The organism is Micromonospora sp. NPDC047793 (genome assembly GCF_040642635.1).
Lineage (GTDB): Bacteria > Actinomycetota > Actinomycetes > Mycobacteriales > Micromonosporaceae > Micromonospora.
Window position 1 is genome coordinate 65,967 of record NZ_JBEYSG010000009.1, and the last position, 22,363, is coordinate 88,329.

General features: G+C 71.2%; 19 protein-coding genes. 10 read left to right on the forward strand and 9 right to left on the reverse strand.

Going from position 1 to position 22,363, the window contains the following annotated elements:
• Nucleotides 1-60: 60 nt before the first annotated feature.
• Nucleotides 61-1,482 (forward strand): sulfatase-like hydrolase/transferase, encoded by a 1,422-nt coding sequence (locus tag ABZ738_RS19215; protein WP_131050878.1) that lies wholly within the window; start codon nt 61-63, stop codon nt 1,480-1,482.
• Nucleotides 1,483-1,513: 31 nt separating this feature from the next.
• On the opposite strand, the gene ABZ738_RS19220 is transcribed toward ABZ738_RS19215, so the two are convergent.
• Nucleotides 1,514-3,145, reverse strand: coding sequence for a radical SAM protein (locus tag ABZ738_RS19220; RefSeq protein ID WP_357214882.1), 1,632 nt, complete (start codon nt 3,143-3,145; stop codon nt 1,514-1,516).
• Between the two features lie 61 nt (nt 3,146-3,206).
• A complete protein-coding gene (locus ABZ738_RS19225; RefSeq protein WP_161594865.1) occupies nt 3,207-3,962 on the reverse strand; it encodes a phytanoyl-CoA dioxygenase family protein in 756 nt (251 codons plus the stop codon).
• A gap of 212 nt (nt 3,963-4,174) precedes the next feature.
• Here ABZ738_RS19225 and ABZ738_RS19230 point away from each other — a divergent pair, with 212 nt between their 5' ends.
• A complete protein-coding gene (locus ABZ738_RS19230; RefSeq protein ID WP_357214886.1) occupies nt 4,175-5,368 on the forward strand; it encodes a DUF455 family protein in 1,194 nt (397 codons plus the stop codon).
• On the opposite strand, the gene ABZ738_RS19235 is transcribed toward ABZ738_RS19230, so the two are convergent.
• The 4 genes from ABZ738_RS19235 to ABZ738_RS19250 are packed head-to-tail and all read right to left on the reverse strand — an operon-like array spanning nt 5,313 to nt 9,447.
• On the reverse strand, nt 5,313-6,179 hold the full coding sequence (locus tag ABZ738_RS19235) for an HAD family hydrolase (RefSeq protein WP_131050874.1): 867 nt from the start codon (nt 6,177-6,179) through the stop codon (nt 5,313-5,315). The genes ABZ738_RS19230 and ABZ738_RS19235 overlap by 56 nt on opposite strands.
• Nucleotides 6,180-6,228: 49 nt before the next feature.
• Nucleotides 6,229-7,026, reverse strand: a complete 798-nt coding sequence (locus ABZ738_RS19240) for an energy-coupling factor transporter transmembrane component T (protein WP_131050873.1) — start codon at nt 7,024-7,026, stop codon at nt 6,229-6,231.
• Complete coding sequence (locus ABZ738_RS19245; RefSeq protein WP_131050872.1) at nt 7,023-8,705, reverse strand: energy-coupling factor transporter ATPase; 1,683 nt, start codon at nt 8,703-8,705, stop codon at nt 7,023-7,025. The genes ABZ738_RS19240 and ABZ738_RS19245 overlap by 4 nt, the downstream gene beginning before the upstream one ends.
• Nucleotides 8,706-8,712: 7 nt before the next feature.
• A complete protein-coding gene (locus ABZ738_RS19250; RefSeq protein ID WP_357214891.1) occupies nt 8,713-9,447 on the reverse strand; it encodes a QueT transporter family protein in 735 nt (244 codons plus the stop codon).
• 182 nt (nt 9,448-9,629) lie between these two features.
• On the opposite strand from ABZ738_RS19250, the gene ABZ738_RS19255 reads away from it, so the two are divergent.
• Complete coding sequence (locus ABZ738_RS19255; protein WP_201272240.1) at nt 9,630-10,802, forward strand: sulfatase; 1,173 nt, start codon at nt 9,630-9,632, stop codon at nt 10,800-10,802.
• Between the two features lie 65 nt (nt 10,803-10,867).
• On the opposite strand, the gene ABZ738_RS19260 is transcribed toward ABZ738_RS19255, so the two are convergent.
• Nucleotides 10,868-11,620, reverse strand: coding sequence for a methyltransferase domain-containing protein (locus ABZ738_RS19260; RefSeq protein ID WP_357214895.1), 753 nt, complete (start codon nt 11,618-11,620; stop codon nt 10,868-10,870).
• A 346-nt stretch (nt 11,621-11,966) separates the two neighbouring features.
• Here ABZ738_RS19260 and ABZ738_RS19265 point away from each other — a divergent pair, with 346 nt between their 5' ends.
• From ABZ738_RS19265 to ABZ738_RS19295, 7 genes are all read left to right on the forward strand, one after another.
• Nucleotides 11,967-12,422: a rubrerythrin gene (locus ABZ738_RS19265; RefSeq protein WP_131050869.1), complete on the forward strand. Its 456-nt coding sequence runs from the start codon at nt 11,967-11,969 to the stop codon at nt 12,420-12,422.
• Nucleotides 12,419-14,455, forward strand: coding sequence for a methyltransferase domain-containing protein (locus ABZ738_RS19270; protein ID WP_217705989.1), 2,037 nt, complete (start codon nt 12,419-12,421; stop codon nt 14,453-14,455). The genes ABZ738_RS19265 and ABZ738_RS19270 overlap by 4 nt, the downstream gene beginning before the upstream one ends.
• Nucleotides 14,449-15,798 carry a sulfotransferase gene (locus ABZ738_RS19275; RefSeq protein WP_131050868.1) on the forward strand — a complete coding sequence of 450 codons (1,350 nt, stop codon included), beginning with the start codon at nt 14,449-14,451 and terminating at the stop codon, nt 15,796-15,798. The genes ABZ738_RS19270 and ABZ738_RS19275 overlap by 7 nt, the downstream gene beginning before the upstream one ends.
• Nucleotides 15,773-16,747 carry an arginine deiminase family protein gene (locus ABZ738_RS19280; RefSeq protein ID WP_131050867.1) on the forward strand — a complete coding sequence of 325 codons (975 nt, stop codon included), beginning with the start codon at nt 15,773-15,775 and terminating at the stop codon, nt 16,745-16,747. Before ABZ738_RS19275 ends, ABZ738_RS19280 begins: the two co-directional genes overlap by 26 nt.
• A gap of 28 nt (nt 16,748-16,775) precedes the next feature.
• A complete protein-coding gene (locus ABZ738_RS19285) occupies nt 16,776-17,246 on the forward strand; it encodes a DUF6027 family protein (RefSeq protein ID WP_131050866.1) in 471 nt (156 codons plus the stop codon).
• A 64-nt stretch (nt 17,247-17,310) separates the two neighbouring features.
• Complete coding sequence (locus tag ABZ738_RS19290) at nt 17,311-18,993, forward strand: radical SAM protein (RefSeq protein WP_131050865.1); 1,683 nt, start codon at nt 17,311-17,313, stop codon at nt 18,991-18,993.
• On the forward strand, nt 18,990-20,060 hold the full coding sequence (locus ABZ738_RS19295) for a sulfotransferase (protein WP_131050864.1): 1,071 nt from the start codon (nt 18,990-18,992) through the stop codon (nt 20,058-20,060). The genes ABZ738_RS19290 and ABZ738_RS19295 overlap by 4 nt, the downstream gene beginning before the upstream one ends.
• Nucleotides 20,061-20,098: 38 nt before the next feature.
• Here ABZ738_RS19295 and ABZ738_RS19300 read toward each other — a convergent pair whose 3' ends face one another.
• Nucleotides 20,099-21,202, reverse strand: coding sequence for a hypothetical protein (locus ABZ738_RS19300; RefSeq protein ID WP_357214903.1), 1,104 nt, complete (start codon nt 21,200-21,202; stop codon nt 20,099-20,101).
• A complete protein-coding gene (locus ABZ738_RS19305) occupies nt 21,199-22,284 on the reverse strand; it encodes an Ldh family oxidoreductase (RefSeq protein WP_357214906.1) in 1,086 nt (361 codons plus the stop codon). Before ABZ738_RS19305 ends, ABZ738_RS19300 begins: the two co-directional genes overlap by 4 nt.
• Nucleotides 22,285-22,363: the final 79 nt, after the last annotated feature.

The following is a 22,363-nucleotide window of genomic DNA, read 5'->3' on the forward strand; positions in this document are numbered from 1 at the left end:
AGTGGAATCGATCGATGCCGTCGACCAGTCCCGGCACGCCGGACCAAGGATCGGAGCACCGTGGGCGAGCAGCCGTACGACCACATCGTCTTCGTCTCAATCGACACCCTGCGCGGCGACGCGATCGCCGCCAACCCGTTGAACCTCTGGCGTCGGCGCTTCCCGGAACTGGCGGCACCACCCACCGCCGTCCTCGACGACCTCGTCGGCCGGGGTGCCTTCTTCCCGAACACGATCACCGCCGCCCCCTACACGGCCGCCGCACACGGCGCGCTGCTCACCGGGCGCTACCCCCTGCACAACGGCCTGCACGAGTTCTACAACGGCCGGCTGCGGGCACCGTCGATCTTCACCCACGGCAAGCGGGCCGGCAGACAGACCATCATGAAGGTCGACTTCCCGATCATCCTCGGCCCCGAACTCGGCTTCACCGGGGACGTCGACGTCTACCTCGACGAGGACGACGACGCCTTCGTCGACGCCGTCGCCGCCTCCGAGGGCTGTGTGGCACTGGCCCACTTCGGTGGCGTGCACACCCCGTACGGCTTCCACAACCTCCGCTTCGGCGGCCAGGCATTCCGCGACAAGGTCGACGAACTGGAGGCCATGCTGCCCACGGAGAAGCCGGCGTTCGTCGACCGGCTCGTGGAGAGCCACCGCGACCCGGAGGACGCCGAACTGCTGTTCCGCTACAAGCGGGCCGCCGGCCACCTCTACGAGACCGGCGCGTACGACCTGCTGATGCAGCTCTACCTGGACGGCGTCGCGCACTTCCTGACCACCCGGCTGGAGCCCTTCCTCGACCGGCTCACCCGCCGGGTCGCCGCCACCGGTCGGCGCATGCTGCTGGTCGTCTTCAGCGACCACGGCGAGGAGTTCGACGAGCACACCAACGGCCACTTCAACTCGATGGCCGAGGCGGTGCTGCGGGTACCCGTCGTCCTGGTCGGCGACGGTGTCGCCGCCGGTCTGCACCGGGACCGGATCCGCACCGTCGACATCGTGCCCACCGTGCTCGACCTCGCCGGTCTGCGGCCGGCGGCGGACGACGCCCTGGACGGTCGTAGCCTGGCCGACGCGGCCCGGGGCAGCGGTGGCCCACCTCCCGACGCGGAGGCCCTCGCCGAGGCGTACACCTCCGACCTCGGGGAGTTCATCGCCTTCCAGGAACGCCAGCGGGCCGGCGAGGCGCAGGGCCCACTGCGTCACGTCCTGGTCGGGCAGGCCGCCTACCAGGGCCGGCACCGCCTCGTCCGGGTCCCCCGCAGATACCGCAAGTCCTTCGCCGGCATCGACGAGGTGGAGACCGCCTGGGTCGAGCGGTTCGACGACGACCTGGTGCCACACGTCGATCCCACCGCCGACGACCGCGACCTCCGGGCGCTGCTGGACGCCTACACGCTGGCCCGGACCACCCCGGAGCCGGTACCCGCCACCGTCGACATCCGCGCCCAGCTCCGGTCCCTCGGGTACGCGATCTGACCGGTCGCGGTGCACAGGCACCGCGACCGGCTCACCCGGCCGGAGCCGGCTGCGCCGACACCCCCTCCCGCGCCAGCTCGTCGAGGATCCCCGCGATCCTCGGTCGGGCCCGGCGCGGGTCCGGCTCGGTCGTGGGCAGCATGGCCAGGCGCTCCACCAGCTTCTCCAGCCGGAAGTTCGTCCGGGCGTCACGCCAGGGGATCAGCGGTGTCTCGTAGTCCTTCTGCCAGAGCAGGTGCACGGCGGTGTCGCTGCCCCACCGCACCTCCTCCAGCGTCTGCCGCCACAGCTGCCGCGCCTGGTGGATGTCCATGCCGTGGTGCCGCCAGGAGTAGTCCGGTGCCTCCGGGTCGTCGACCTCGATACCGAGCTGCTCGGCGTCCTCCCAGACCGGCATCGTCTCGTCCTGGAGCGAGAAGATGCTCAGGGTGAAGTGGCCGGCGTACTCGTCCCGCAGGAAGGTGGACGTCTCGCCGAAGTCGTCGGGCGTCTCCCCGGGATAGCCGAGGATGAACGAGCACCGGTAGCCCAGGTCGCTGCGGGACAGCAACTGGAAGGCGCGGCGGTTGGCGGCGGCGGTCACCTGCTTCTTCATCAGCGTCAGCGTCCGGTCGCTCATCGACTCGAAGCCGATGGACAGCCACCGGCAGTGCGCGGCGAGCAGCCGGTCGACCGTCTCCGCGTCCCGGATGGCGTTGGCCCGGGCGAACGCCTCCCAGCCGATGCCCACCTCCGGCAGCAGGTCGAACAGTTCCCGCAGACGGGTCGGCGGCACCGTGAAGGTCGAGTCGGAAGCTCTGATGTGTCGGGCCCCGTTGACCTCGGCGTACCCGGCCCAGTCGGTGGCGATCTTCTTCGCCGACTTGTACCGCCACTTGGGCGAGGCGGCCGGGAACGAGCAGAACTTGCAGCTGAACGGGCACCCGCGCATCGACTCGTACGGCACGATCGGGCGGCGCCCCCGCATGGTGGGGGAGGGGTGCGCCTCGATGTCCACGTACCGGAAGTCGGTGTGCGCGATGCGACCGTCGTCGGTGCGTACCACCAGGTTCGGCACGTCGCGCCAGTCACCGCCGCCCGCGACGGCCCGCAGCAGCAGCGGCAACGCCTCCTCCGCGTCGCCACGCACCACGCAGGTGACCTCCGGGTGGGCCGCCATGATCTTCAGATACTTCAGGTTGCTGTACTGACCGCCCAGCACGATCGGCACCCCGGGGAAGCGGTCCACGGCCCACCGGATCGCCCGGGACATCGAGCGGTGGTCCCAGACGAAGGTGGTGGAGAGGAGCACCACGTGCACCTGGGCCGACGGGGTGACCGGCTCCCGGTCACCCTGCCAGACCCCGGACAGGTCGAACGCCTCGTAGTCGGTGTCGGCGGCGTCGAGAATGGACTCCAGCGTGGTCGTGGTCAGGTGCGGCACCGGCGCGGCGGTGAGCCCGTCGAGCCCGTCGATGCGCAGCGAGCTGGACCCCCGCCCGCGCGCCGGGCGCAGCAACGGGTGCCGACGACCCTCGCGCTCGAAGCCCAGGTCGGCCAGGGTCAGGTGGGGGTAGTAGTCGGTGCGGAGGCGGTCCACGCTGTCCGGGTCGAACAGCGTGCCGCGCAGCACCCCCTCGTTCATGAAGGCCGGGCCGAGCCCTGACAGCAGCAGTGCGGTCATCGCGTTCCTCTCGACGGTGGTGCGCCCGTCGGTGGGCGACGGGCGCGCCGGCAGCGGAGGGTCAGCGCACGAAGCGGTCGGTGGGGTCCTCGTGGTGCGGCAAGCAGTACGGCGGCTCCAACAACGCCTGCTGACGGGGACTCAGGGACTGCCGCAGCTCGGCCGCCCAATCCAGATAGACCTTGCTCCACGCGAGATGCCCCGGCGCGTACTTGAACATGACCGACCGGCGTTCGTGGTCGGCGTGCCAGGGGTGGGTGCCGTGCGCCATCGCCCCGTTGAAGACCAGCACGTCACCGGCGGCCATCGGCACATGGTGCACCGCCTCGGCCCGGTAGTCCCAGGACTTCGGCAGCGGGTGGTTGCTCTTGTGGCTGCCCGGGATGCACACGAAGCCGCCCTGACCGGCCAGCATGTCGGTGAGGGCCCAACTGACCGTGATCACGCCGTTGGCCATCCGGCCGTGGTGGAAGTGGTAGAACTCCGACTGGCCGTCTGCTTCGAGCGCCCCGCCGTGCAGGGGCAGGCCCGTGGTGCCGGCCCGCATCCGGATGCCGTAGTAGCGGTCCAGCCGGGGCCGTGGCAGCAGGGTGGTCACGACGGGGAAGACCCGCTCGTGGTCGAGCAGGTCGGTGAAGGCCGGCCCCCAGCTCAGGAAGCCGGAGAAGATCTGGTCGGCGAACGTGTCACCGGGCGGCGGAAGCTCCTGGCCGTCGATGATCCGGTTGACCTCACCCAGTTGCTCCGGGTCGAGCACCTCGCGGAGGACCACGAAGCCCCGCAGGTCGAACAGAAAGCGCTCCTCATCGGTGAGCACCTCGTCACATCCTCTCCCGAACCGCCATGACAAAGATCGATGGTAGACGAAGTCCGAACGCGACACGACAGTTACTCCCATGGATATGTTGCTCTTGCCTCGGCCCCTGCGACGCGCTGTAGGATCCGCGCTGAGAGGGATGCGGACGGCCCACGGCGTCGCGTAGCCGCACGGCCCGACCGGCAGGATCGAACGCTCGGGGAGGTTCCCGCTTGGATCCGGAGTTCGTGCCACAGGGACTCGACCTCACCCACAACCGGCGGGCGCTGGCGACGATCCGGGACGCCATGGAACAGACCATGGGGCTCGCCGCGAGCGTCCTGGTCAGGATCCCGGCTACCGATCAGAAGCTGGCGCTGTCGCGGGAGATCTGGGCGCTGGCCCAGGGTGCACAGCTCATCGACGAGCGGATCGGCACACTGCGCACCCGCACCTCCGACGGCGTCACCCCGGACACCGCCCAGGTGCGCCTGCTCAACCGTCTGACCCGGATGTCCGACCCGGGGCGGCAACGGACGGCGCTGGTCGGTGTCTGCTACCCCGACCTGCGGGACCAGGTCTTCCAGCACCGGTCCCGACTGTTGACCGCCGCCGACGAGACCACCGTCGCGTGCCTCACCGACGTGCTGCACCGCATCGACGTGCTGCCCTACGAGCCCACCCTCCGCCAGGACGTCCTGTCCCGACTGCCGACCGGACCCGTCGCGGACACCCCCTGCCCACCCCTTCCGGAGATCCCGGCACGACCCGGGCGCGAACCCGACCTGCGCGAGGGGCGGGCGGTGCCCCCGGACGGACCGGGCCGCTACGGCACGATCCTCTACGACATGGCGTACCGCATCGAGCTGTGCGCGACCGAGGTGTGCGCGGCGGTCCTGGCCCACCACCCCGAGGCGCCGTGGGGTCTGCGCTACGACCTCGCCAAGCAGATCCGGGACGAGGCCCGCCACTTCGAGCTGTTCATGCAGCGGGCCCACGAGTGCGGGCTGGCCCCCGGCGACCAACCGGTGCAGTACGAGGTGTGGGACAAGTTCGCCCTCGGCCGCGACCTCGCGGAACGGCTCATCATCGAACAGCGGATCGGTGAGGGCGCGGCGCTCGACAGTGCGGAGAACGTCCACCGTCGACTCAAGGCCGACGGCGAGGAGCACATCGCGATGGTGTTCGAGTACATCACCGCCGACGAGGTGACCCACGTCGCCAACGGCAACCGCTGGCTCCGGCACCTCCTGGGCAGCGAAGAGGCCGTCCAGGAGGCCGAGGAACGGGTGTACCGACTCCTGGAGGAGAACGACGCCGGAGCGCCCTACAAACACCCGATCAACACCGACGCCCGTCGGCTCTCCGGCTTCAGTCCCGCCGAGTTGGCGCGGCTGCGGCGGCGGACCGGGGACGGGGAGCACTGACCGCCGGTCGGGGCGGGCCGACCGGCCACCACCGCTCCAACACGCCGGCCACACCGTCCTCGCTGTTGGACCCGACCACCTCGTCCGCGATCGCCCGGACGTCGGGATGGGCGTTCTCGACCGCGTAGGACCGCCCGGCCCACTCCATCATCGGCAGGTCGTTCGGCATGTCACCGAAGGCGATCACCTCGGACCGGTCGATGCCGAGTTCCTCGGCGAGCGCGGCCAGCGCGGTGGCCTTGGTGACACCGAGCGCGGAGATCTCCATCCGGGCGTCACCCGAACCGTGGGTCACCACCGCGAGGTCGCCGACCGCCGGCCGGACGAGCGCGAACATCGCGTCCGCGTCGAGTTCGGCGTGCCGCACCAGGAGCTTGACCGCCGGGCGGGCGAGCACCACGGTCAGGTCCACGATGCTCACCTCGGGCAGATCGACGTCCCAGCGGGGCCGGTAACCGGGCTCGTGGACGAAGGCGTCACCGTACTCGGCCGCGAACGTCGCGTCCGGCAGGATCCGCCGGATGTTCTCGGCGACCGCCCGCAGACACTCCACCTCCATCGGGTACGACCGCAACACCCGCTGCGTCGGTACGTCGTAGAGCATCGCCCCGTTCGCGCAGACCACCGGCCCACGGTGCGCCGTCTCCGCCAGCACCGGACGCAGCCAACGCGGTGGACGGCCGGTGACCAGGGCCAACGGCGTACCCGAGCGGGCCACGGCGGCCAACGCGCGACCGGTGCGGGCGGAGACCGTCTCGTCCGGGCGCAGCAGGGTCCCGTCCACGTCGGTGGCGATCAGGCGAGGCGTCATCGTGCTCCCTTCCGGCCGAGCCCGCGACACCACGGTCCCGGCCCGGCCGTCACAGCCGTCCGGGCAGCACCACGCCGTAACCGGACAGTCGAAGGTGTATCGCACCGGCCAGGATGATCGCCAGCCCGCCCAGCACGGCGACGTCGCGGGCGGTCATCACCGGGGTGCGGTAGCTGGTCCGGTCGCCGCGCACGGTGAACCCCCGGGCCTCCATCGCCAGCGACATCATCGACCCGTGTCGCAGCGCGTAGACGATCAACGGCACCACGACGGGCAGGAGCTGGCGGACCCGGCGTACCGGATTGCGACTGTCCGCCACGAAGCCCCGCGCCGTCTGCGCCTCGATCACGGTGCCCGTCGCGGTGACGAACGCCGGCACCAGGCGCAACGTGGTGGAGACGACGAACGCCACGGTGTACGGCAGGCGCAGGTGCACCAGCCCGACGGTGACGTCCTCGGTGCTGGTGCAGGAGACGAAGAGCGTACCGACCATCAGCACGACCACGAACCGCAGCGCGGCGGCGATGCCGTACAGCAGCGCCTCCCGGGTGACGCTGACCGGACCCAGCACGAACAGCGTGGTGGCGCCGTCGATGGTGAACTGCCACAGCACGACGTTGACCACGAACACCAGCAGGTAGACGTTGCGGAAGCGGCGCAGATTGCCCAGGCACCCCGCGACGGCGGAGAGCCCCAGCACGATTAGCCCGACCACCGCCACGTACCGGGGGTCGTTGAAGGCGAAGGGCAGTCCGGCCAGCGCGAGCAGGCCCAGCAGCTTGGCCCGCGGATCGAGGGCGTGCACCGGTGACGCGCGGTGGAGGTAGAGGCTCTTGTACACGGTCACCGACCCACTCGGAGGACGGCGGCGAGTTCGTCGACCGTGAGCGCGTCCACCCGCAGCTCGTCGGCGAGGTCCACCACGGGCGGCGGCAGCACCGACGCGGCGGCGAGCACGTCGCGACGCCGGAACACCACCTCGGGCGGCCCGTCGAGGACGATGCGCCCGTCGGTCATCACGACGAGCCGGTCGGCGTACTCGGCGACCAGGTTCGCGTGGTGGGTGACCATGACCACGGTCAGGTCGGCCCGGTTGAGGCGGCGCAGCAGCCGCATGACCGCCTGCTGCTGTCGTTCGTCGAGACCGGTGGTCGGCTCGTCCAGCACGATCACCCGGGGGCTCATGGCCAGCACCGCCGCCACGGCCAGGCGCTGCCGGTCGCCCTTGCGCAGCAGGAACGGGTCGGTCCGGCGCAGCTCGGTCAGACCGACGTCGGCCAGCGCGGCGTCCACCCGGTCGCGTACCTCGTCGTCGGGGAGACCGAAGTTGCGCGGCCCGAAGGCGATCTCGTCCGCCACGGTCGCCGAGAAGAGCTGGTGGTCGGGGTTCTGGAACACGTAGCCCACGTGGCGGGCCAGGTCGGCGCGGGGCAGCCCTCGCAGGTCCCGGCCCAGCACGTCGACCTGCCCCGCATCGGGGACGAGCAACCCGCTGAGCACCTTGGCCAGGGTCGTCTTGCCGGACCCGTTCCGCCCCATGATGGCGGTGAACTGTCCCTCGTGGATGTCCACCGACACGTCGCGCAGGGCCTGCGCCCGACCGTCGGGGTACTCGTGGTCGAGGTGTCGCGCGCTGACCACCGCCGGTCCGGGTGCCCCCCGCGCGCGGGCGGGCCCGGCCGAGGGGCGCAGCGATCCGATCAGCGGCACCGCCTCAGCCACGGTGAGGGCGATCTCGGGCAGCCCGAGCCGGTCGCACACGTCGGCGACCTGCGGTGGCCGGACCCCGTGCCGACGCAGCAGGGCGGGGTCCCGCAGGACGGTGTCGGCCGGGCCGTCCACCGCCACCTGACCGGCCTCCAGCAGCACCACCCGGTCCGCACCGGGTCCGCCGGGTGGGCCGAGCACCGCCTCGGTGTCGTGTTCCACCAGCACGAGGGTCCGAGGCCGACCGCGCCACCACCGCGCCGCGCGGATCACCTCGACACGGCTGGCCGCGTCGAGGTCGGTGGTCGGCTCGTCCAGGATCAGGATCTCCGGTTCGAGCGCCAGGGCCGCCGCCAGTGCCAGCCGTTGCTTCTGACCGCCCGAGAGCGTGGCCGGTTCCCGGTCGCGCAGCTCGGTCAGCCGGAGCAGGCGCAGGTAGTCCTCGACCCGCTGGCGCATCTCGGTCGTCTCGACCGCCAGGTTCTCCAGCCCGAACGCGAGCTCGAGGGTGACGCTGGTGGCGAAGAGCTGACTCTCGAAGTCCTGGAAGACGATGCCGATGTGCTGTGCCACCTCGGCGGCGGCCAGCTCGGCGAGATCCCGGCCGTCGAGGTGCACGGTGCCCTCCCGGCGCCCCCGGACACTGCGGGGGATCAGGCCGGTCAGCGCCATGGCGAGGGTGGACTTCCCGGCGCCCGCCGCACCCAGCAACGCGGTGAACTGCTGGGGCGGCAGGCGCAGGTCCACCCCGGTCAGTGCCGCCGTGGAGGACCGCCGATAGGTGAAGCCCAGTTGCTGCGCGGTCAGCGAGGAGGACATCGTCCCGTCAGAGGAGGAGCGAGCCGAGGAGCACCGCCACGAAGCCGACGCCCACGACGGGGGTGAGCAGGTCGGAACCGCCGAGCTGGATTCCGACGAGCCAGCCGGCGATGCCGCCGACCGCCACGAGCGCGGTGCCCAGCAGCGCGCGGGGTCCTCGGCCCGGTGGCTCGTCGAGATCCATGATCTCGTCCCAGGTCACGCCCATCGCCCGGACCCTCCGGTGCAGGAGGAGGTACAGCAGACCGCCGACCCAGTTGCCGATCACGAAGTTGGCGGCCAGGGTGACCGCGACCACCCGGAACGGCACGAAGCCGAGCAGGTCGAGGCCCCAGGCGAGCACGACCGCGCTCGCCGCCGCCGCGACCACACCGATGGCCAGGTAGGTCAGCACCGGGCGGACCCGGTCACCGGCCGGGGCGTCCTCGACGTCGGCGTCGAACTGCGCCGGACGGGGGCCGAAGCGGGACCAGAGGGTGAAACCGAGGTAGCCGAGCAGGGCGTTCGACAGGAAGCCGAATACCGAGCCGAGTGCCAGACTGCCCGTGAACAGGTCACCGACAATGTTTCCGATGCCGAGGCCCCACGCGCCGGCCGGGCCGAACAGGATTCCGAAAACCATCGGGAAGATGGTGCGGATGGAGAAACTGAGGACGCCCGGCACCAGATCGATGCTGAACGGCGACAACGCGATGTACGCGGTCGCGTACAGAGCGGCAGTGACGGCCGTGAGGACCACCATCTGCGGGTATTTCCACATCAGGATGCACGACCGCATTGCGCCCCCCTAAGACGATCGCGACGAACATAACGCCAACGATGATCACCGTCAACGTGTCGACGTCGGGCCACTTCTGTGGTCGTCAATGAACGCATCGATAAGGTACGATCTCCCGACTGCCCGTAGCCAGCGAGGGGGTTCTCGTGGACCGGCCCAGTGTCCTTTTCGTCTCGCTCGACACCGTCCGCGCCGACGTCGCATATTCCGGGAAGTTCCCCGGCGTGGAGGGGCTCCGCCGCCGAGGTGTCACGTTCCGCCAGGCCGTGTCGTCCTGCCCGCTGACTCCGGTCAGCCACGCCACGGTCTTCACCGGCCTGCAACCACCGAACCACGGCGTCCGTCACCTGTTCCGTGAACAACTCCGCGCCGACGTGCCGACACTGGCCGAACGACTACGCGAGGTCGGCTACCGGACCGGCGCCGTCGTCTCCTGCCCGGGTCTCAACAAGTGGTACGGCATCGACCGCGGCTTCGACTTCTACGACGACGAGATCCCGCTGCTGCCCGACGGGCGGGACCCCCTCGCGGTCGGCGACGTGAAGCTGCGCGGGCTGGCCCTCAAGCGGGCGCCGATGGTCGCCGAGCGGGCCGGCGACTGGCTGGACGAACAGAACTCGCCCTTCTTCCTCTTCGCCCACTTCTTCGACGCGCACTGGCCGTACGAGCCGCCGGAGGACGTCGGCGTGGCCGTCGACAACCCCTACGAGGGCGAGGTCGCCTACAGCGACCACTACCTCGGAGTGCTGCTCGACCGGCTGGCCGCCGCCGGGCACGACATCGACTCGATGCTCGTCGTCTGCTTCTCCGACCACGGTGAGGACCTCGGCGGCTGGTATTCCAACGACCACGCGGGGGAGCGGGGGCACCCGTACGAGGAGGGGCACGGCTGCCTGCTGCACGACACCACCCAGCACGTGCCGATGATCTTCTCCGGACCGGGCGTGCCGGCCGGCCGCGAGTTCCACGAACAGGTGCGGCTGGTCGACATCATGCCCACCGTCCTGGACCTGCTGGGACTGCCGGAGACCCCCACCGACGGCGAGTCCATGACGTCGTTCTTCCGGGACCTGACCGGCACCTCCCGGCCCGCGTACTCGGAGACCTACTTCCCCGAGGAGAAGCGCGAGGCCAGTGACTACCGGGAACTGCGGGCGCTGGCGTCGATCCGCACCGACGGCCGCAGCAAGACGATCTGGCAGCCCGTGGAGGGCGGCGCCGTCGACTGGTACGACCTGACGACCGACCCGGACGAGTTCCACCCCGTCCCGTTGGTCTCCCCGACGGTCGCGCCGCCTGCCCCGCCGCTGGTGGACTGAGCACACCCGGCCTCCGGGACGGCGGGGGAGCAGCACCCGTCGCCGGCCCGGAGGTCGCCCTCGCGTCAGTCCCCGGCCGGGCGCCCCGCCGCGACCTCGAAGAGCATCCGGTCGATGATCCGCCCGTCGGTCTGCTCCACCGCGTGCAGCCGGCGGAACTCCGGTGACATCGACCGGTACACCTGGCGGATCGCCTCCCTGGCGTCCTCGTCGATGGCGCCGTTGTCCGACCAGACGTCGACGTCCTCGACCGAGACGTACCTGCGGGTCTCGACGTCTCCGCAGCCCGCCTCGCGCAGCAGGTCCCCGAGGTCGCCCGGCAGGAAGAAGTGCCGCCGCACCGGGTTACGCAGCCGCAGGATCTCGAAGTACTCGTCGCGGTCGTCTTTGCCGTAGGCGCAGAGGTTGATCAGGACGACCCGGCCGCCCGGCCGCGTCACCCGGGTCATCTCGGTGACCGCGGCCGGCAGCTCCATGAACTGGATGCCCTGCCGACAGACCGTGATGTCGAAGGAGTCGTCGGGGAAGGGCAGGTCCTCGGCGGGGGCGAGGACGAGGTCGTCCAGCGACGGCCGGGCCTGCTCCGCCATGGCCGCGGTCACGTCGACACCGACGAGTCGTGCCACCCGCCCGCTGAACAGCCGGGAGACCAGGCCGGTCCCGCAGGCCACGTCGAGCACCTCGTGCTCCGGCCGGGGCGAGGTCAGGTCGAGGACGAGACGGCCGAGCTCGGTGTCGGTGCACCAGGCGCTGGAGCGGTCGTAGCCCTGCGCCCGCGCGGTGAAGTGGTCGACGACGTCCTGATCGCTAATTGTCACTGCTCCCCCTGTCGTTTCCACAATTCGGGACCGGCCGCGACGGCGCGGGACCGCTGTGCGGTAGCGCGCGGCGGCGATGAGGAACCCCCGCAACGCTGCTGAGCGTGCCCTGCCGAAGGCTCACTGACATTGACGTTGGACTCTAGACGGGCGATGGTCGGCGCGTCTATAGTTCTGACCACCGGGCCTGGTGGGCCGGGCAGTGATGTGCCTGGTCAACGTTTGACGGAGATTCGGGGGCGACAATCCCGCACCCTTTCGTCCAATAGAATTCCGATACCGAATCCGGCGTTTCCCGCGCTGGTCGGCAAATGCTCCGAATTATTCGGGGGAGTGGAACGGTACAATGAGTGCCCTCACTGAGGAATTGTTCGACGAAATTCGCGCGGCGTTCATCGCCGAAGCATCGACCGTCCTGCGCTTCCAGTACTTCGCCCAGGTGTCCGAGATCGAGGGCTCGCTCGACTCCGCCCGGCTGTTCACCGAACTCGCCGAGAGCGCGGCCTGCGTGGCACACGGGCATCTCGACTTCCTGCAGGCCGTGGCCGACCCGGCCACCGGGCGGCCGCTGGGCGACACCGACCTCAACCTCGCCGCCGCGCTGAGCAGTGAGATGGAGGCCGCGACCGCCCGCTACCCGGCGCTGGTCCAGCAGGCACACGACGAGGGGCTGGCCGACGTCGCGAGCTGGCTGGAGACCCTGCGCGCCCTCAAGCACGCGCATCTGGCCAAGCTGAGCGCCGCCCACGAGGCGCTGCGCGGCGTACCCGCCGGGTCACTCGGCGAGCCGGTCGCCGGATGACCACCGGCCAGCAGACCGCCGACCAGGAAGTGAGCCAGCCGATGGAGTCCACGCAGGCCGCCCCGCCCCCGCCCCCGGCGCCCGCCGACACCAGGTACGACGCCAGCACGATCATGGTCCTCTCCGGCCTCGACGGAGTACGCCGGCACCCGTCGATGTACATCGGCTCGGTCGGTGTGGCCGGCTGGCACCACCTGGTCAGCGAGCTGGTCGACAACGCGGTGGACGAGGCGGAGGCGGGACACTGCCGCGACGTCGAGGTCGTCCTGCACCGCGACGGCTCCTGCTCGGTCGGCGACGACGGCCGGGGCATACCCGTCGACCCGCATCCGGAGCACCAGCGCCCGGCCGCCGAGGTGCTGCTGACCACCCTGCACTCCGGCGGCAAGTTCGAGGCCGGGTCCTACCGCACCTCGGCCGGGTTGCACGGCGTCGGACTCTCCTGCGTCAACGCCCTGTCCGAGCGGCTGGAGCTGGACGTGTGGCGCGACGGCGCCCACCACCGACAGATCTACACGCGAGGCGCGCCGGCCGGCGACCTCACGCGGGTCGGCGCATCGGACCGCACCGGCACCCGCATCCGTTTCCTCCCGGACGAGACGGTCCTGGAGACCGCGGAGTTCTCGGCCGCCCTGATCCGCAGCCGGCTGGAGGAGGTCGCCTTCCTGCACCCGACGCTGACCCTGCGGCTGCGCGACGAGCGCACCGGGGAGGACGTCCGGCTCAGCTACCAGTCCGGCGTGGGCGGATTCCTGCGACACCGGCACCGCGACGCGGTGTGGGTGCACCCGGACCCGCTCACCGTCCGGCACGAGACCGACGACCTGGCGCTCGACGCCGCCTTCTGCTGGACCGAGGGCTACACCGAGGACATCCAGAGCTTCGTCAACAGCGTCCGGACCGACCACCACGGCACCCACGTGGACGGGCTGCGGGCCGCGCTGGCCGAGGTGATCAACGCGTACGCGACCAGCCGCGGCCTGCTCGACACGACCGCCGGGGAACGGATCACCACGGTCGACATCCTCGAAGGGCTGGCCGCGGTCGTCGCGGTCCGGATGCGCAGCCCCCGCTTCGACGGACAGACCAAGAAGCGGTTGCAGAGCAGCGAGGTCGCCGGCTTCGTCCGCGCCGCCGTGTCGGCCGAGTTGACCCGGCAGTTGGCGCTCGACGACGACCTGGGGCAGCGCCTGGTCAAACGCACGCTCGACTCCGCGCGCGCCCGGCTCGCCGCCCGGCTGGCCAGCCGCACCGCACAGGTCCGGCGCCGCCAGATCGAGGTCGACTACGCCGTCTACCAGCGTCAGTTCGGCATCCGCTCGCGCAACTGGCACGACTCCTGCTCCTGGCTCACCGACGAGGGCCTGCTGGCCCAGCACGCGGCGCTCTGCGACGTCGCCCCGGACGCCCGGATGCTGGACGTCTGCTGCGGCAGCGGGGTGGTCGGCAACGCTTTCCGGGGCCGGGTCGGCGAGATGATCGGCCTGGACATCACCCCGGAGATGGTGTCGCTCGCCTCCACCCGGCTCGACAAGGTCCACCAGGGCACCGTCTACGACCTGCCGTTCCCCGACGCCAGCTTCGACCTGGTCGTCAACCGCGAGGTGCTGCACCTGCTGCCGAACCCGGAGAAGCCGGTGTCGGAGGTCTTCCGGGTCCTCAGACCGGGCGGGCAGTTCATCGTCGGCCAGATCGTCCCGTACGCCGACGAGGACGCGTACTGGATGTTCCGGATCTTCAAGAAGAAGCAGCCGCTGCTGTTCCAGATGTTCCGCGAGCCGGACTTCCGGCGGCTGTTGCTCGGCGCCGGCTTCACCGACCTGACGATGGAGGAGTACCTGCTCTGGGAGTCGATCGACAAGTGGATCGACACCCACGAGACGACCCCCGCCGCCCGCCAGGAGATCTACCGGCTCTTCTACGACGCCCCGGCCCAGGTACGGGCGGTGCACCCGTTCGAGGTCTCCGCCGACGGATCGGTCCGGGACCAGTGGCGCTGGTGCGTGTACTCGGTACGGAAACCGGTGTGTTGACCGGCACCGCGCCCGGGCTCGCCGGTCACGCCCACCTGGCGGACCGGCTGACCGAACTGCGCCGGCTGCGGCGACCCGTGGTGCGGGACTTCACCGGCCGGGTCCGGGACCTGGTGGTGCTCGCCTCCAGCTCCCGCAGTGGTTCCAGCATGCTCGCCGAGATGCTGCGCCGGACACCCGCGTTGCTGCACCTGCGCGCGGAGTTCAACCCGTACCTGCGGCTCGCCGGCCTGGTGCCGCCGGACAGCGGGACCGGCAGCGACCAGCTCGACGCCGCGCACCTGGCCGCCCTGCCGCCCGCCCGGCGCCGGGTGTTCGACGAGGAGCTGTCGCTGGACGTCGGTCGACCGGATCCGACGGTCGCACCGGAACAGTTCCTGCTGGACGCGGCCTGGCGGTTCACCATCCAGTGGCCGACGCTGGAGATCGACCTGGCGGCCTGGCTCGACACGGCCCGCCGGGTGCTGGACGAGCTCCGGTCGCAGCCCGACTTCGACCCGGCCTGCCTGTCGCAGGCGGCCCGGTTCCACGCCCGGCTGCACGCCGCCCTCGCCGTACGCGGCGTGCCGATCCGCACCGGCTACTACGACATGCCACCGCACCTCGCCGGACCGCCGTGGCGCCAGGACGTGCGGGGCGCGCCCGGCGACCTGCTGGTGGAGGAGCCGCCCTTCGTGCTCACCGTCGGCTGGCGTTACGCCACCGCGCACGACCTGGCGACCCGCCCGCTGGTGATCAAGACGCCCAGCAACGCCTACCGGCTGGGGTTCCTCCGGGCACTGTTCCCGAACGCCCGGATGCGCGTCCTGCACCTGACCCGCAACCCGGCCGGATCCATCAACGGCCTGTACGACGGCTGGCTCTATCACGGCTTCCACGCCCACAAGATGGACCGGCCCCTGAACATCACCGGCTACGGGCGGGACCGGCCCGAGGACCGCTGGTGGTGGAAGTTCGACCTGCCGCAGGGCTGGCAGGACTACACCCGGGCGACCCTGCCCGACGTCTGCGCCCTGCAGTGGCGCTCCTGTCACCGGGCGATCCTCGACGACGCCGCCACGCTGCGGCTGCCCTACCTGCGGGTGCGGTTCGAGGACCTGGTGCGCTCCGCGCAGAGCCGGGCGGGCGTGCTGACCCGGATCACCGACTGGCTCGGAGTGCCGATGGACGGACCGCTCCGCGCGATCGCGGCCGACGGGCTGCGGGACCCCGTGGTCGCGACCGCGCCGCCGCAACCCGGCCGATGGCGACGGCGGTCGGAGCTGGTACGCGCCGCCATCGGGGGTCCGGAGCGGCGACTGGCCGAGGAGCTGGGATATGACGACGACGAATCCTGGATCTGAGACCACCGCGCCGCCGCCGAGCACTCTGGGCGGTGCCGGGTGGTCGCCCCGGTCGACCAGCCACGAGCAGGAGGTGGCGGCCGGTCGGCTCTGGGCCCGCTGCGGCTACCGGTCGGAGTCCGCGCCGCTGCGGGCGGTGCTGCTCGGCTGGCCGCCGGAGAGCCTGGCACGGATCACCGATCCGGCCGCCGCACTGATGACCGCGCGGGTGGACCTCGGCGCCATGCGCGCGGAGACCGAGGCGGTCGCCGCGGCGTTCGCGGAGGCGGGCGTGGAGGTGGTGCTGGCCCGCCCGGCGGCGGACACGCCACCGAACTTCGTCTTCACCCGTGACCTGTTCGTCGCCACCCCGGCGGGAGTGGTGGTGGGCCGCACGGCCGCCGCGCAACGGGCCGGCGAGGAACGGTACGCCGCCGCCGCACTGGCCGCCGCCGGATACCCGGTGCTGGCCACGGTGGCGGGCAGCGCCACCCTTGAGGGCGCGGACGCGCTGTGGCTGGACCGCGACACGGTGATGGTCGGGGTGGGTTTCCGGACGAGCGCGGCCGGAGCGGAGTGTCTGCGGCGTGTCCTGGCGGACCAGGGCGTGCAGGTGGTCACCGTCCGACTCGGCCCGGGTGTCCAGCACCTCCTGGGCGCGGTGACCTTCCTCGACGAACGGTTGGCGGCGGTGCACGCCGCCGCGGCGACCGATGAGTTGCGGGCGCTGCTGCGCTCCCGGGACGTCCGTTCGGTGGAGTTCGCGCCGGACGACGAGTTGCTGCGGCGACGGGGGATGAACCTGGTGGCGCTGGGGCCCCGGCGGGCCCTGATGCCGGCCGGCGCGCCGGGCATCCGCCGTCGTCTGGAGGGTGTCGGTGTGACCGTGACCGAGGTCGGTGTCGACCAGCACGTCCGGGCCGCCGGGGCGCTGGGCTGCATGACGGGCATCCTGCACCGGGCGGAGTGAGCACGTAGACAGCGACGTGGGAGGCGAGATGACCACATCAGCGTCGGAGCAGAACGTGGGCGGGGATCCGGCCGAGGAGCCCCTCGTCCGCCTGGAACGCTGGCGCGCCACGTGGCCGGAGGACGACCCGCACGCCAACTTCCGTGACGAGGTCATGCGGTACGGCATGCTGGACCCGCTGGTGACCCTGCGTGGGATGTCGCGCAACCTGGGCATCCCGGTCGGGGTGCTGGCCCGCTACGTGCTGGCCCGCTGGGCGACCGGCGGCAGCGAGGGGCTGCTGGAGATCGGCCCGGTCATGGTGCGGCGACTGTGGAAGCCGATCGCCGAGGCGGAGGCCGCGGACGACGACGCCCGCCGGCTGGCCGCGTACCACCAGGTGCGTCAGATGATCTCCTGGCTGAAGGTCCCCCTCGACGACCCGAGCGTCTACCCGGTGGCCGGTGAGTCCGGCCCGTCCGACGACGACCGGCCTCTAGATCGACAACCCTCGATATAATCGTGCTCAATCGCCGGACGTCCCGACCGGACGCCCCGGCGGCGACGACAGGAAGGTCTCAGTCATGCCTCGTGTACTTTCCCTCGCTCCCGAGCTGTACGCCAACGCCACCAACTCCGTCGACCACCGCTACCAGGAACAGATGCGGGAGCAGGACCTGACGCCGGTGCCCACCGACCCGACACTGCCCCGCTTCACCCTGGTCGTCGGGCCGTCACCGTTCACCATGCCGCGTGGGTGGGAGTTCTTCCTGACGTCCCCCTACGAGGGGGCCTCCTACATCTCCACCGTCCTGCACAACGCCGGCTACCCGGTGCGGATCGTCGACGTCCGGTACACCCCGAACCCCCTCCAGGCCGCCTACGACCAGATCATCGGCCAGACCGACGTCCTGGGCATCTGCACCTTCGAGGACAACTTCCCGTTCTGCAACGAACTGATGGCCATGGTCCGGGACAACGCACCCGAGATCCCCATCATCTGCGGCGGTTCGCTGGTCACCTCGGTGCCCAACCTGTTCATGGAGCACACCGCCTGCGACATCGCGGTGATCAGCGAGGGTGAGATCACGATCCTCGACCTGATGGAGAGCTACGCCGCCGGCCGCTGGTCACAGGACCTGCCCACCATCCGCGGCATCGTCTACCGGACGCCGGAAGGCGTCGTCAAGCGCACCCCGCCGCGTGGACAGATGATGGACCTCGACGCGCTGCCCCGGATGCGCCTGGAACTGTGGCCGCAGGCGCAGAGCCCGATGGGCCTCCAGCCGCAGATCATCTCCTCCTACAGCCGTGGCTGCAAGATGGACTGCTCCTTCTGCTACCGGACCACCCCCCAGGTACGCGCCAAGTCACCCGAGAAGATGGACGCCGACCTGGCCTGGCTCAAGAGCCGCTACGGCATCGAGTTCAGCTTCTTCGTCGACCTCACGTTCAGCTCCCACCGCCGCCAGACCATCGAGATCTGCGACGTCATCAAGGACCACGACCTACGCTGGACCTGCCTGACCCGGTGCGCCGACATGGACAAGCCCAGGATCGACGCGATGCGCGACGCGGGCGCCGACATCATCCTCTACGGCGTCGAGTCCCTCGGCTCCGAAGTGCTGCGCGAGGCCCGCAAGGGCAACTCGGAGAACATCACCGTCCGGGCCATGCGGACCACGTTCGACGGCGGCGTACGGTTCGGCGCCCTGCTCATCGTCGGCCTGCCCAACGAGAGCGAGGAATCCCTCAACCACATGGTCGAGTTCGCCGAGACGTACAACCACGTGACCCGGGTCAAGTACCTCTCCGCGATGCCGGGCACCACCGTCTACCAGCAGGCGCTCCAGTCGGGCCTGATGCGCAGCGAACTGGACCACGTCAACTGGCTCTCCATCGAGCAGGCCCTGCACGAGGACGAGTTCCTCAACGTCAGCGGACTCTCCGAGCAGGCCTGCCGCGACGCCTACAAGCGCGTCTACGACGCCTACCAGCCCGGCCCGGTGATGGACTTCCAGCACTGGCCCGAGAACTTCACGCACTTCCACCCCAACCCCGACGACGGGCTCACGCGCTCCACCTCGTACGCCGGCTCGGGCTGGCGGGCCGAGGCCAGTTCCGCCGGCGCGCCGCTGGTGCCCGGCTCGGAGCGGTACACCCTGGACCAGGTGGCCTCGCCGGAGGTCGCCGCCGCCGGAAGCAGCCTGATGGCCTGCGGCGCGAAGAAGGTGACCGGAGGACTGGTCACCGCCGGCTCGGCGTGACGACGGACGGCACCGGGCGGAGCGGGCGCAGCCAGAGCCCGGTACTCATCATCGGCACCGAACGCTCCGGCTCGAACCTGCTCCGCCTGGTGCTGAACGCACACTCCCGCATCGCCGTCCCGCACCCGCCGCACTTCATGCGCTACCTGGCACCGGTGGCCGACTGCTATGGCGACCTCACCGACGAGGGCAACCGGCGGCGGCTCGTCGACGACGCCTGTCTCCTGCTCGACCGGCACATCTCCCCGTGGCCGCACCGCGTCGACCCCGACCTGGCGGTGGCCCGGGCCAGCCCCACCCTCTTCGGGGTGGTCGCCGAACTCTACGAGCAGTACCGCGAGGCGGAGGGGAAGGCCCGCTGGGGCTGCAAGAGCACCTTCATGGTCGACCACGTCACCGACGTCCTGGCCGAATACCCGGCGGCCCGGTTCGTCTGGCTGGTCCGCGACCCCCGGGACGTGGCCGCCTCCGCCCGCCGGGCGGTGTTCGGGCACTGCCACCCCTACCTCACCGGGCGACTCTGGGCGCGGCAGCAGACCTCGGCCGCCGCCGCGCTGGCCCGCCACGGCCCCGGCACCGTCCACCTGCTGCGCTACGAGGACCTGGTGCAGCAGCCACGGGACATGATCACGCAGCTCTGCGCCTGGCTGGGGGAGTCGCCGGAACCCGCGCTCTTCGCCCACGACCGCACCCCGACGGCCAGAGCGCTGGCCAGTCTCTCGGAGTCGTGGCGCAACGCCGGCCAGCCGGTGACCACCAGCAGCGTCGGCACCTGGCGCCGCCGCCTGGCCCCCACCGAGGTCGGCCTGGTGGAGGCCGCCGCCGGGCCGGTCATGGCCGAACTGGGCTACCCCGTCGACGCCGGACCGGCCGTACCGCCCCATCCGGCACTGCTGCGCCTGCGCGAGGGCGTCCTGCGGGCCGGAGTCGAGTACCGATCACTGCGGCAGGACCGCAACGCCGTCCGCCGGTGGCGGCGCGACGCCACCGTACGGTGGATCCACACCCGCGCCCGCCTCACCCGCCTCGGTGCAAGGAGGGGTCCCCTGCTAACGCCTACGGCATAGCAGGGGACCCCTCCTCACGCCGACGGCAGAGCCGCCGGTCAACGTCGCCCGGCGTAGCCCGCCAACACCTCCAGCAGCGCGTCCGCGTGCCGTTCGAACGTGTACTCCCCACGCCGGGCCAGCACGTCGGCGCCGAGCCGACCCAGCCGCGCCCGGTCGTGCAACACGTCGGCCAACTCGTCGTACCCGTCGAACAGGAAACCGATCCCCTCCTGCCGCACGATCCGCTCCATGGCCTCCTGGCCGCCGCGCTGCTGTGCCACCGGCAGCCCGGCGGCCAGGTACGGCACCAGCCGGTTCGGCCGGTTCATCCGCTGGAAACCCACCTCGTGGGTGCCCTGCGCCACCACGTGCATCAACCCGGCGTCGTACCGGGACCACTCGGCGACGAACCGTTCCGGCGGAATGTGGTCGTGCAGGTGCACGTAACCGCTCTCGGCGAGCCGCGCGTACGCGGCGCGGGCGTGCGCGTTGTCCACACTCCAGATCGACTGGGCGTTCGGACCGATGTACTTGCCGCCGTAGATGTGCACGTGGACCCGGCGACGACTCAACGCCGCACACAGCTCGCGGATGTCGGTACGGCCCCGGGTGCTGGACACCCCGCCGGCGACCAGCAGGTGCGGCTCCCCGTCCCGCTCGCGCAGCTTGCCGGCCAGGTCGTCGGTGAAGTACCGCGCCGGCAGGTAGTCCGGGTCCAGCAGGTGCGCCGATGCGTCACTGACCCCGTACGCCCCACGGAAGTAGTCCCACGACTCCTGGTTGATGTAGATCTGCCCGGCGGTCTCGGTCAACGCCCGCCGCTCCAGCTCGGCTGGCTCGCAGAAGTGCTCCTTGTGGTGGCGCACCACCGGACCCACCCCGGCATCGAGCAACTCGCCGAGCAACTGCAACGACCCGTCCCAGACGTTCTTCAGGCTGTAGACCACGTCGACGCGGTGCTCCGCCGCGATCCGGGTCAACTCCGCACCGGCCGGCCCCGCCGGCAGCCGGAACTGCGGCACACTCGACGGCAGCACGTCCGGCGTGGGCCGCTGTGCCGGTGCCGGCATCGTGACGTACGTCAACCGGTGCCCCCGCTCGGCCAACGTCATGATCCGCTCCGGGTACCGGCCGAGCCGTCCGGCCACCAGGATGTTCACGCCGTGCCCTCCGCCGGGATCGACTCCGCCCCGCCCGCAACCGAGGCGTCGGCCGCCGCCGGTGCGTCGATGCCCAGCCCGGCGGCCACCGTGCACAGGTCCCGCCACGTGGCGTCGGGCAGCACCACCCCGTCGGCCGCCGCCCGCGCGCGCTGCTCCGGCTCGCCCGGCACCAGCACCTCACCCGAGTCCGGATCGGCCGGCACCGCCTTGAGCCGCCGCACCGTCGCCTCGACGAAATCGTGCAACCGTTCCGGTGGCCCGAACCGGGCCGGGTCGACGGCGAGCACGAAGAGGCAACTCGACCGTTCCGCACCGGCGAACCGGTCACCGTCGCTGAGCCCGACGGCGAGCAACTCGGCGATCACCGCGAGCGCGAAACCCTTGTGGCCTCCGAACGGCAACAGGTACCCGCCGGTGAAGAAGTCCTCCAACCGGGTACTCGGCCTGCCCTGCGCGTCCAGCACCCACCCCGGGGGCACGCTCTGCGCCCCGGCGGCCCGCGCGATCTGCAACTTCCCGATGGAGACCATGCTGGTGGCGAAGTCCAGCACCACCGGGGGCTGGCCCGCCGCACGTGGGATGGCCCAGGTGACCGGGTTGGTGGCCAGCGCACCGTCCGTCCCACCGTGCGGCGCGACCTTCCACGGACCCTGACCCTCCCCGCCGGTCAACAACCCGATCAGGCCGGCGTCGGCGATGCGCTCGGACCAGCCGCCCAGCCGCCCGGTGTGGTGCGCGTGCGACATCACCACCGCCGCCAGTCCGCTGTGGGCGGCCTTCTCCACCACCAGGTCGACGGCGTACCGGGCGGCCAGGTGACCGAAACCGCCCGCGCCGTCGACGACGGCGGTCGCGGGCGCGTCGTCGACGACGAACGGACGCGCGGTCGGCTTCAACCGGCCCTGGGCGATGTCCCGCAGGTACGACGGCAGCTTGAGCACGCCGTGCGAGCCGTGCCCGGCCAGGTCGGCACCGATCAGCGAATCGGCGACGACCTCGGCGACGTCGTCCGGTGTGCCGGCCTGACCGAGCAGTGCGAGTACCAGTCGACGGAGGTCTGCGACGGCGATGAGGGCCATGGGCGTCCTGTCGGATGTCGGGTGTCGGAGGCAGACAGCCTTCTTAACCCATCACCGACCTACCCGGCAATCTATCCCC

Bases quoted from the DNA above. Each gene is read 5' to 3' on its own strand.
- ABZ738_RS19220 (WP_357214882.1), bottom strand. From the start codon at position 3,145: ATGACCGCACTGCTGCTGTCAGGGCTCGGCCCGGCCTTCATGAACGAG.
- ABZ738_RS19235 (WP_131050874.1), bottom strand. From the start codon at position 6,179: ATGACGCCTCGCCTGATCGCCACCGACGTGGACGGGACCCTGCTGCGC.
- ABZ738_RS19245 (WP_131050872.1), bottom strand. From the start codon at position 8,705: ATGTCCTCCTCGCTGACCGCGCAGCAACTGGGCTTCACCTATCGGCGG.
- ABZ738_RS19250 (WP_357214891.1), bottom strand. From the start codon at position 9,447: ATGGTGGTCCTCACGGCCGTCACTGCCGCTCTGTACGCGACCGCGTAC.
- ABZ738_RS19265 (WP_131050869.1), top strand. From the start codon at position 11,967: ATGAGTGCCCTCACTGAGGAATTGTTCGACGAAATTCGCGCGGCGTTC.
- ABZ738_RS19270 (WP_217705989.1), top strand. From the start codon at position 12,419: ATGACCACCGGCCAGCAGACCGCCGACCAGGAAGTGAGCCAGCCGATG.
- ABZ738_RS19280 (WP_131050867.1), top strand. From the start codon at position 15,773: ATGACGACGACGAATCCTGGATCTGAGACCACCGCGCCGCCGCCGAGC.
- ABZ738_RS19285 (WP_131050866.1), top strand. From the start codon at position 16,776: ATGACCACATCAGCGTCGGAGCAGAACGTGGGCGGGGATCCGGCCGAG.
- ABZ738_RS19290 (WP_131050865.1), top strand. From the start codon at position 17,311: ATGCCTCGTGTACTTTCCCTCGCTCCCGAGCTGTACGCCAACGCCACC.
- ABZ738_RS19305 (WP_357214906.1), bottom strand. From the start codon at position 22,284: ATGGCCCTCATCGCCGTCGCAGACCTCCGTCGACTGGTACTCGCACTG.